Here is a 10,225-nt window from a genome sequence, read left to right on the forward strand (position 1 = left end):
CCGTCAAATTCTTTTAAAGTGCGTATTGCCTTATTAACACTCACAGGGTTTCCAATCTGAATGGCGTTGGCTAGAGTTTTTTTAGCCTTTACTGGATGAAACTCTTGAAAATTGTTTAGGTAGCTTAAGTATAGAGGGTTTGCATGCTCTGCCTGTGCACATACTAACCTTGGCAACTTCTTAATTAGGCCAAGATCGCGCATCATCAAAAACCCTTTTCCAAGAGCTGAAATGTTTCCTAAATTTCCACCCGGAATAATAATCCAGTCAGGCACCTCCCAATCAAACTGCTGGCATAGCTCAACACTTATAGTTTTTTGTCCCTCAATCCTAAGAGAGTTAATTGAATTAGCTAAGTAGATATTGTTTTCAGAACAGATCTTTTGCACCATTTCCATGCATCCATCAAAATCGGTATCAAGTGATAAGACCATGGCGCCGTTTGAGATTGGCTGAACTAGTTGAGCAACCGACACTTTATCCTTTGGCAGAAATACTATTGCCGGAATTCCAGCCGAGGCGCAGTATGCTGCAAGTGCCGCTGATGTGTCCCCCGTTGATGCGCATGCAACTGCAGGCACCTCTTTACCGCTAGCTTTCATCTGCTGTACAACTGATACTAAAACAGTCATGCCCAAATCTTTGAAAGAACCTGTATGGCTGTTGCCGCACATTTTGAGCCAAATGTCTTCCATGCCAATCTGTTTTCCAAACCTCTCGGCCCAGAACAGATTTGTAGCCCCTTCATACATAGAGACAATATTTTCATCTTCAACGTATGGGCAAACCCATTCTTTTTTACCCCACACCGAGCTTCCATAGGGCCAGGACTGTCTTCTGTAGCGGTCATCAAATATGGACTTCCACTCATCGGCAGATGTTTTTTTAAGCTCATCCATATCGTGAGTAACTTCTAGTAAATTTTTACATGTTCTGCATCTGTATACGATTTCATCCAGTGGATAGGTCTCACCGCACGATTCATCTATACATCTAAACCAAGCTTTATATTTGCTCATAGGTAAACAAAATACATCTTGCAATTTTGACTGTCAAACATTTGAGCTAATACATGAACTCATTCAGAATAGCTACTCTGGATAAATTGATTCATATAAGCAAGTTTTGTGTTTAACAAACTCAAAAAAATGGCATATGATAATTAAAGATGTTCTTAATGATTGCGCTCTAAGTTTCTGTAATCTGTTGATAATAAGTGAAATTGGTTATTGACAGAAGATGTGTGTTTTGGTAAGCTGAGCTTATTGGATGGAGAAACAAAGAGTACACATTAAAATCCATGGCAAGGTTCAGGGAGTATTTTTCAGAGCATCTACCAAAGACAAGGCCCGTGAGCTAAATATTTATGGATTTGTGAAAAATAATTCCGACGGAACAGTAGAAGTTATTGCAGAAGGAGATACCGAGAATCTTCAAAAGCTTCTAGCATGGTGCCATGTGGGGCCAGATCGTTCAAGGGTAGATCATGTAAATACAGATTGGCAGCCTTATCTATCAGAGTTTAAAGAATTTAGCATTAATTAATGATTTAGGATTGGAGAACTTATGATATTAAAATGTATTCCTGGAGGAATTTTTGTAACCAACTGCTATATAATTGGTGATGAAGAAACCAACGAGGGAATTTTGATCGATCCAGGCCAACAGATGGATGAAATTATGTCTGAGGTCAAAAACTCAGGATTAAATATCAATAAGATTGTAAATACCCACACACATATTGACCATGCGGCAGGTGTGCAGAGGGCTAAAGATGAGCTTGGCGTTCCTTTCTATCTACATCCCGAAGACGAGCCAGTTTTAGAATTTCTTCCCGAAGCTGCTGCCAGATATCCCCAGTTTGGCGATGTTAAAGTTCCAAAGATTGATGTATACATTGAAGAAGGCGATGAGATAGAGATCGGAAACTTAAGGGCCAAGGTACTTCATACTCCAGGGCATAGCTGGGGCAGCGTGTGCTTTGTTATAGATGATCATGTGATATCAGGTGATACCCTATTTGCAGGCAGTGTAGGAAGGGTCGATTTAACAGGGGGCACCTCGATGCGTGAGCTCGTTGGTTCAATAAAAACAAAACTCATGTCCCTGCCTGACTCCTATAATGTTTACCCTGGTCATGGTCCATTCACCACGATCGGCGTAGAGAGAAGATCTAACCCATTTATTACAGGTGATTTAGCAATATTGTAAGATGCAAAGAACACTTATCAGAGTCTTACTGGCAGTAGTCATCATATCATTGTTTGTATACCTATTTGCAAGAGAAATAACTCAAGTATATGCGCTTCATCAAGAAAATGAAAAGGTTAAGCTCGAGGCCCAGAAACTAGAGAAAGCAAATCAAGAATTGACAAGAAAAATAGAGCTAATTCAAATAGACGATACTTATAAGGAAAAAGTCATAAGACAAGAATTGGGGATGATAAAGAAAGGTGAAAAGGTCTATCGATTTAAAGAGTAAACTCAAATTTTCAAATTATATTTTGGGCAAAGTTTTTATTGTAGTTCTTTCAATACTTACGCTCGCCCTGATATATAAGAGTAGTTTTCAAAGTTTCAATCTCTACTCTATGCTAGCTTCTTTGCTTGTTATATCTTCACTTGCCTATAAATCTGCAGCTTACATATTTTCTAAGACTAAATATCTGACACTAATAGATAGATTAGAATTCTCACTTTTAATTACTCTTCTATTTGGAATATTACTTGAGATTTCCGGAAATAATTTATTCCCAATAGCGTACGTTATGCTGCCTATTATTGTGCTTTTCTTAGGATGGCATGCCGCTGGGCTTTCTTTGGTTATAGTTTCGGTACTTGTGCTCACGCAGTTTGAGTCTACCTCACCCCCATATCAAATTGCTCTACTACTGCTTTCAACAATTGTTTTGGGATATTTTCTAAGGGGCGGCAAATTTGATTTTGATGTCAATTTGTTTAATAAGGCAAACCCCAAAAAACAGCTTTCGCAAAATCCTATGCCAACAAATTTTCATGATCAAGAAGCTGAATCAGATAACATAAAGGAGCTAAGGTCTGATATCAATAAGGCTCTAGTGATGTTAAGTAAGCTAATCCAAAGCCATAGCATATTGTTCTATATGAAAATGGATGACGGACTTTATATTATTGCAGATTCAATATCTAACAGTCAGGAATATATAGATAGCGGGCAAAGAGTAAGTTTTAGAGGCGGCTACCTTGGCTGGGTATTAAAGACAAAAACCCCAGTGTTAATTACAAGCATAAAAAACGTCAGACAAAATTTGGTCTATTATACAAAAGACATTCCAGTTAGATCTTTATTGGCCACACCGCTTCTAATGAAATCTGAAAAAAATATTCCCGAGAACAAACGTGATGTCGTTGGAATCTTAATAATCGACAGCATGAAGAAAGATGTATTTGGTGAGAAAGAAAAACTTATAGTCTCTCTTATATCAGATAGAATCAGCGAGATAATAGATAGGTACCAACTCTCAGAGAGGGTCAAACTGAGCAATCAGGAGCTTAACTCTTTTTATGATTTCACTCAAAAACTAAATTCTAGCGGCAGTGTGGATTCTGTACTAGACCAAATTGTTGATACTTTAGATATGGCCATGAATGCAGATTTCATTGCAGTCACCCTCTATGACCAGGAAGAAGGCACAGCGGTGCTTAAGAAGATTAGCGATGAAGATAAAAATCACCTCGAAGACAAAGAGATACCCTACACGGATACACTGATTTGGCTTGTAAATGAAGGTAAAAACTACTTCACTACAGATGATCTCTCAGTAAGAACTAGATATCGAAGCATATTCGGAAAAGAAATAGATTTCGCCCTGGGCGTAAAAAATATAAAGTCCGTCTTAATCTATCCGCTGATGGAAAAGATAGCAGATGATACTGATAACGATGCAGCTATTCTAGGCTCGGTTGTGATAGCGCGAGAGGAAAAAATGAGCTTTGATGATGGCGAGATCAGTTTGGCTAAGATAATATGCGGAGAATCGGCTAAATTTATTAAAACGTGGATGGGGCATCAAAAGACAAAAGAGCTTGCCCTTAGAGATGGTCTTACTGGTCTCTATAACCACAGGCACTTGAAAGAAATGCTTACTTACACTGTTAGTCATTGTGATAGGTATGATGAGCGCTCATCACTAATTCTCATTGATGTCGATAATCTAAAAAGCATAAATGATACATATGGCCATAGAGCAGGTGATAGTGTTTTATCATTTGTTGGTAAGGTGCTTACGGAAAGTCTAAGAAAAATAGATATACCCGCCAGGTACGGCGGCGATGAATTTGCAGTTGTGCTTCCGAATACAAACAAAAGAGGCTCAATGGTAGTAGCACAAAAGATTAAAACCAACATAAAGAACATGCCTTTTAAGTTTGATGGGGATGAGGTTTTAATAACACTTAGCATAGGAATTGCTACTTACCCTGAAAATGCTCCTGATAGCGAGGTGTTGTTCGAAAAATCTGATAGAGCGCTTTATGAAGCCAAGAACCAAGGTAAAGATAAAGTTGTTCATTATGAGGACATATCGTTTGAAGAGCTTGGAACATAGATATGATATTTTATATATATGCCATCTAGTATAAAAGACAAGATTAATCCCAAAGATTTTTTCTCTAGAATTAACTCTTATCCAGATAAGAACTTAGGACAAAATTTCATCAAAGACCTAAGGGTCATTAATCGTATTGCTGATGTAGCAGGTTTATGTGAAGACGACGATGTACTTGAGATTGGTCCCGGTATGGGTGCGCTAACATATAAATTGTCACAAATTGCAAAAAGAGTAATAGCTATAGAGAAAGATGCGAAGCTATACGATCATTTAAGTGTTCTATTTGATGGCTATACAAATTTAGAGTTGATTAACAATGATGCATTAAAAGAGGATTTTGGCGCTTTGTATTATGGTAATAAACTCAAGGTAATAGCAAATCTACCCTATAGCGTTTCTACTCCTCTATTGTTCAAGTTTCTTGAAACACGGCAAAATTATTCATGCCTAGTATTGATGCTTCAACTCGAAGTAGGAGAGAGAATTGCTGCCGCGCCTGGAAGTAAAACCTACGGATCAATTTCAGTTCTTTTGCAAACCTATGCGGATATCTCAACTGAGTTTAGAGTCTCGCCTGAGTCTTTTTGGCCAAAACCCAAAGTTGATTCAGTTGTTCTAAAAATAGTACCGCTTGATACACCCCGTATAGATATTTCCGATGATAACCAATTTGAAAGAATTGTAAGAGCGTCCTTTTCTTCTCGAAGAAAAATGCTGCCAAATTCACTTGAATCAATTATGCCAAAGAAGACAGCTCAAGAGGCTCTGGATTTGGCAGGAATCGATCAAAAAAGAAGAGCAGAAACCCTCACGGTAAAGGAATTTGGAATTTTGGCAGAAAAGCTAAGACTTTTGGGAGTTTAAGGCTTATTCAGAGGAAACTACTAATAATGTGGTGTCTGCCTCAACAGCGTCTCCTTCTGCTACACTGATGTCAGTTACCTTTCCTTCGATTGGAGATTTAAGCTCGCTTTCCATTTTCATAGCTTCTACTACTACAATTCCTTCATCTGCTGCTACGTCATCTCCTATTTCTTTAAGTATTTTAACTACGCGGCTTGGCATTGGAGATTTGATTTCCTGGACACCTGAAAGCTCTTGGGAAGATTTTCTCTGATCTCTCTCTGATATGGCCTCTATGATAAATAGATCCCCATCCATAAATACCTGAATTTTCTTGCCATCTTTTAGAACGCCTATAGTCAGAGATTTGCCGTCGAGTATTACTGAATAGAGATTGTCATCTATTTTTTCAAATTCAACTGGTACTTCTTTCTCGTTAATTTTTACAATTGTTTGCTCTTTGTCTATTTCGGTTTCAACACTAAAGACTTTGTCCTGTATTTTGAAAGTGTATGTCATACTAGGTTACCCCCTGATACTGCTGCTTTCCTACCTAGGAGCTTCCAGTTTGATTGAGGGGCTTTATCTGACTCTTGAGTTTCCTCAACATCTTCTAATGCTAGCGCTGCAGCAATAATGGCAGGTTCGATATCAACTTCTCCCGGACCGAGCAGCTCCTGGTGACGCTCGATAAAACCAGTATCTAGCTTGCCTTGCCTAAATTCATCGTTTTGCATAACGCGAATTAAAAATCCAATATTTGTTTTAACTCCAAGAACGACATATTCTCTTAGCGCTGAAGCCATTTTGTCGATTGCTGCTTCCCTGCTATCAGCCCATACTACAAGTTTTGATAGCATTGGATCATAAAAAGATGTAATTTCACATCCGCTGTATATTGATGAGTCGTCCCTAATTCCAGGTCCGCTAGGGGCTTTTACATAATGCAGCATTCCTGGTGAGGGCATAAAATTAGTTTCAGGGTCTTCAGCGTATACCCTGCATTCAACTGCCCAGCCGTTTATGCTAAGTTCTTTTTGCTTGAATGGAAGCTTTTCTCCCTCTGCTATTCGTACCATCCATTTCACAATATCAAAACCTGTTATCATCTCAGTCACTGGGTGCTCTACCTGAACACGAGTGTTCATCTCAAGAAAATAAAAATTCTCTTTCTGATCCATAATGAACTCTACAGTGCCTGCGCCGCTGTAACTAACAGCTTTTGCGATATTTACCGCTACCTCTCCCATTTTCTTTCTGGTTTTTGCACTAATTGCGGGAGAAGGAGCTTCTTCTATTACTTTTTGATGTCTTCTTTGTATTGAACACTCACGTTCAAATAGATAAAGCGTGTTTCCGTGAGTATCTGCGATTATTTGTATCTCTACGTGCCTTGGTTCTTCAACAAATCGTTCTACAAAAACAGAGTCATCCCCAAATGAAGAGCGTGCCTCACTTCTAGCCATTCGAAGCGAACTTTCGAAATCTTCCTTGTCTCTGACCAGCCTCATACCTTTACCACCACCGCCAGCTGATGCTTTAATCATTACAGGGTAGCCAATCTTTTCGGCTACAACTGAAGCCTCAACATCAGTGACAGCGCCGTCTGATCCTGGAACAAGCGGTACTTTTGCGTCCTGAGCAATTTTTCTAGCGGTAATTTTATCACCCATAAGCCTAATTGCTTCGGCGGATGGGCCTATGAAAACAATCTTTTCTTTCTCGCATCTTTTTGCGAACTCTTCATTTTCAGATAGGAATCCAAACCCCGGGTGAATTGCCTCGGCGCCTGATTTTTTAGCGACTTCAATAATTTTATCTATAACCAGATAACTCTCTGAGGGCGCGGATCCTCCAATGTGGTATGCTTCGTCCGCGAGTGTAACATGAAGTGATTTACGGTCGGCATCAGAGTACACAGCGACAGTAGTTGCGCCTAGCTCCTTGCAAGCTCGTATTATTCTTACCGCGATCTCCCCTCTGTTTGCTATTAGTATCTTATTAAACATTCAGCTTATCCTTTGTTCCTAGAGTGGAATGTTTCCATGCTTTTTAGGAGGAAGAGTCTGTCTTTTCCCATCTAGCATCTCAAATGCTGCAATTACTCTTGGTCTAGTATCTTCTGGCTTTATGACCTCGTCTACAAATCCAAGCTCAGCAGCTTTATAAGGGTTAGCAAAATTCTCCTTATATTCTTCAATCAGTTTTGCCCTTTCGGCCTCTGGATCATCAGCCTGTGCTATCTGTCCGCGTGAAATAATATTTACAGCTCCGTCAGAGCCCATAACTGCAATCTCAGCAGTTGGATATGCAAGCGTCATATCGCCTCTTATGTGTCTCGAGGACATCACATCGTACGCGCCGCCATATGCTTTTCTTGTAATTACTGTAACTCTGGGCACTGTGGCTTCACTGTATGCGTATAGAAGTTTGGCTCCGTGCTTGATAATTCCACCCCACTCCTGTGAAGTTCCAGGCAAAAATCCGGGCACATCTTCAAATGTTAGAAGTGGAATATTGAAACAGTCGCAGAACCTAACAAACCGCCCGCCTTTAACAGATGCGTCAATATCAAGGCATCCTGCTAGCACATTTGGCTGGTTTCCGACTATTCCCACAACGCGTCCTGCTAATCTTGCAAACCCAACAATCATATTTTTTGCATAATGTTCCTGTACTTCAAAGAAATATCCTTCATCCACAACCGCACTAACGACGTCTTTCATATCATAGGGTTTGTTTGGGTTTTCAGGAACAATAGACCTAAGAGCCGTGTCCCTTCTATCTGAAGGATCTTCAGTTGTGGTTCTAGGTGGGTCCTCCATATTATTTGATGGAAGAAAACTTAGTAATTCTTTTATTAACATTATTGATTCTTTATCATCCTCAGCAGCAAAGTGAGCAACTCCGCTTCTGGAGTTGTGAACCATTGCTCCGCCTAAATCCTCTGAGTTTACTTCCTCATGGGTTACCGCCTTAATTACATCAGGACCAGTTATAAACATGTAGCTTGTGTCTTTGACCATAATAGTGAAGTCAGTGATAGCAGGAGAGTATACGGCTCCGCCTGCGCATGGTCCCATAATGGATGATATTTGAGGAACTACACCTGAGGCTAGTACGTTTCTTGAAAATATTTCAGCATAACCCGCTAAGCTCTCAACACCTTCTTGGATTCTGGCACCGCCTGAGTCGCTGAGTCCAATAACTGGAGCTCCAGTCTGCATGGCAAGGTCCATAATCTTACAGATCTTTCTACCATGCTCCATTCCAAGTGAGCCTCCGAATACTGTAAAATCCTGGGCGAAGACAAACACCTGGCGGCCTTCTACTTTTCCATATCCGGTGACAACGCCGTCACCTAGGAATTTTTTGTCGCCCATACCAAAGTCATTGCATCTATGAACAACGAATTTATCAAGTTCCACAAAGGTGTTTTTGTCTAAAAGAAGATCAATTCTTTCCCTTGCGGTAAGTTTGCCGCTATCGTGCTGCCTTTTTATTCGGGATTCCCCGCCTCCAAGCTCAGCCTCTTTTTCTTTTTGTTCTAGTAATTCAATTTTTTCCTTCATTATCAGCTCCTTTGAAGGTCTTTAAGCGACCAAAACTTTACTCTGAAATTAAATGGTTGGCAAGTTTATATTGGAGGAGCACTTTTAAGAAAACTCTGGTTCTAAACTAATTAGTTTCTAATTTCTTCCCAGAGTTTATTTACCTGAGCCAGTGTATGTTCAATGGTCTGAGAATTGTCGATTAAATAATCTGCATGCTTTGCTTTTTCTTTATGGGGTATTTGGGAATTTATTCTTGATAGAGCATCATTCTCACTGAAGCCATCTCTGTTGGATAGCCTATCAATTTGGTCCTGTTTATCTGAAGTTACTACTATCAGTTTTTCTATTAAATCTTTAAGACCCCCCTTCTCAACAATAAGGGCTGCCTCAATGATCACCACCCGTACGTTCTGAGATTTATACTCTTCAACCTTTTGCCTGGCAGTCTTAATGATTACAGGGTGTGTGATCTCGTTTAATTTATTTCGTTTCAGTTCATCATTAAAAATAATGTCTCCAAGCAGCTTTCTATTTATGGTCTCATCAGCGTTTAGAATCTGATTTCCGAAAGTAGTAACTATCTGCTTCCAAGTTTGCTGACCGGGTTCTACTATTTTTTTAGCAATATCGTCGACATCGATGACTTTAGCCCCTAGCTGCTCTAACATCGATGCCACTGTGCTTTTTCCGCTAGCGATATTGCCGGTAAGACCTAGGACTTTCATGCAGTTAGTTTAATTTGCTAAAACAGGGGTTTCAAATCTTTATGTAGTTTAAAGCCTCACTTTGGTATACTACAGATTCTATACCGGCTATTTATAAGGAGCTTTAAATGCCCAAGAAAGTTGAAGAGATTAAAAAAGTTGCTGTGATAGGTGCAGGCACAATGGGCTCTGGGATTGCTCAGGTCCTTGCCTCAAATAAAAAAGAAGTAATTTTGCTTGATGTATCTGATGCTGCAATTACCGCAGGTATTCAGAATATAGAAAAGAGTCTTCAGAGGTTAATTAAGAAAGAATCGATTACTCAAGAGGATGGTAGTTCGATCTTGGGAAATATTGCCAAGACTACAAAGTACCAAGACCTTGAACAAGCCGATTTAGTAATAGAAGCAGCTTATGAGGACATGGCAATTAAAAAGGATATATACACTAAGCTTAGTGAGATTACTCTGGGCGATGTCATACTAGCAACAAACACCTCTTCTCTTCCGATTGTAGAAATAGCAATGAATACCAG

Annotated in this window: 11 protein-coding genes; 6 read left to right on the plus strand and 5 right to left on the minus strand. The window is 39.6% G+C overall.

The window, feature by feature from the left end; genetic code table 11:
• On the minus strand, positions 1 to 1,019 hold a 1,019-nt coding region (gene thrC, locus AAF462_06180; GenBank protein ID MEM7008709.1), incomplete at its 3' end, for a threonine synthase.
• A 250-nt stretch (positions 1,020 to 1,269) separates the two neighbouring features.
• On the opposite strand from thrC, the gene AAF462_06185 reads away from it, so the two are divergent.
• The 5 genes from AAF462_06185 to rsmA are packed head-to-tail and all read left to right on the plus strand — an operon-like array spanning position 1,270 to position 5,453.
• A complete protein-coding gene (locus AAF462_06185; protein ID MEM7008710.1) occupies positions 1,270 to 1,545 on the plus strand; it encodes an acylphosphatase in 276 nt (91 codons plus the stop codon).
• 21 nt (positions 1,546 to 1,566) lie between these two features.
• Positions 1,567 to 2,211 (plus strand): MBL fold metallo-hydrolase, encoded by a 645-nt coding sequence (locus AAF462_06190; protein MEM7008711.1) that lies wholly within the window; start codon positions 1,567 to 1,569, stop codon positions 2,209 to 2,211.
• A gap of 1 nt (position 2,212) precedes the next feature.
• A complete protein-coding gene (locus AAF462_06195; GenBank protein MEM7008712.1) occupies positions 2,213 to 2,482 on the plus strand; it encodes a septum formation initiator family protein in 270 nt (89 codons plus the stop codon).
• On the plus strand, positions 2,454 to 4,586 hold the full coding sequence (locus AAF462_06200; GenBank protein ID MEM7008713.1) for a sensor domain-containing diguanylate cyclase: 2,133 nt from the start codon (positions 2,454 to 2,456) through the stop codon (positions 4,584 to 4,586). Before AAF462_06195 ends, AAF462_06200 begins: the two co-directional genes overlap by 29 nt.
• A gap of 18 nt (positions 4,587 to 4,604) precedes the next feature.
• Positions 4,605 to 5,453, plus strand: coding sequence for a 16S rRNA (adenine(1518)-N(6)/adenine(1519)-N(6))-dimethyltransferase RsmA (gene rsmA / locus AAF462_06205; GenBank protein ID MEM7008714.1), 849 nt, complete (start codon positions 4,605 to 4,607; stop codon positions 5,451 to 5,453).
• Between the two features lie 3 nt (positions 5,454 to 5,456).
• Here rsmA and AAF462_06210 read toward each other — a convergent pair whose 3' ends face one another.
• The 4 genes from AAF462_06210 to coaE form a co-directional block, all read right to left on the minus strand.
• The gene (locus tag AAF462_06210; GenBank protein ID MEM7008715.1) at positions 5,457 to 5,951 is read right to left on the minus strand and encodes a biotin/lipoyl-containing protein; all 495 of its coding nucleotides are present in this window, start codon (positions 5,949 to 5,951) and stop codon (positions 5,457 to 5,459) included.
• Entirely contained in the window at positions 5,948 to 7,441 is a 1,494-nt protein-coding gene (gene accC, locus AAF462_06215; GenBank protein MEM7008716.1) for an acetyl-CoA carboxylase biotin carboxylase subunit, read from the minus strand. Before accC ends, AAF462_06210 begins: the two co-directional genes overlap by 4 nt.
• Positions 7,442 to 7,459: 18 nt before the next feature.
• Positions 7,460 to 9,004 (minus strand): acyl-CoA carboxylase subunit beta, encoded by a 1,545-nt coding sequence (locus AAF462_06220; GenBank protein MEM7008717.1) that lies wholly within the window; start codon positions 9,002 to 9,004, stop codon positions 7,460 to 7,462.
• A 110-nt stretch (positions 9,005 to 9,114) separates the two neighbouring features.
• Positions 9,115 to 9,711 (minus strand): dephospho-CoA kinase, encoded by a 597-nt coding sequence (gene coaE / locus AAF462_06225; protein ID MEM7008718.1) that lies wholly within the window; start codon positions 9,709 to 9,711, stop codon positions 9,115 to 9,117.
• A 107-nt stretch (positions 9,712 to 9,818) separates the two neighbouring features.
• Between coaE and AAF462_06230 the strand changes: the two genes are divergently transcribed.
• The coding region (locus AAF462_06230; protein ID MEM7008719.1) for a 3-hydroxyacyl-CoA dehydrogenase NAD-binding domain-containing protein at positions 9,819 to 10,225 on the plus strand (407 nt) is incomplete at its 3' end.

The organism is Thermodesulfobacteriota bacterium, from assembly GCA_039028315.1.
Classification (GTDB): domain Bacteria; phylum Desulfobacterota_D; class UBA1144; order Nemesobacterales; family UBA2774; genus CR02bin9.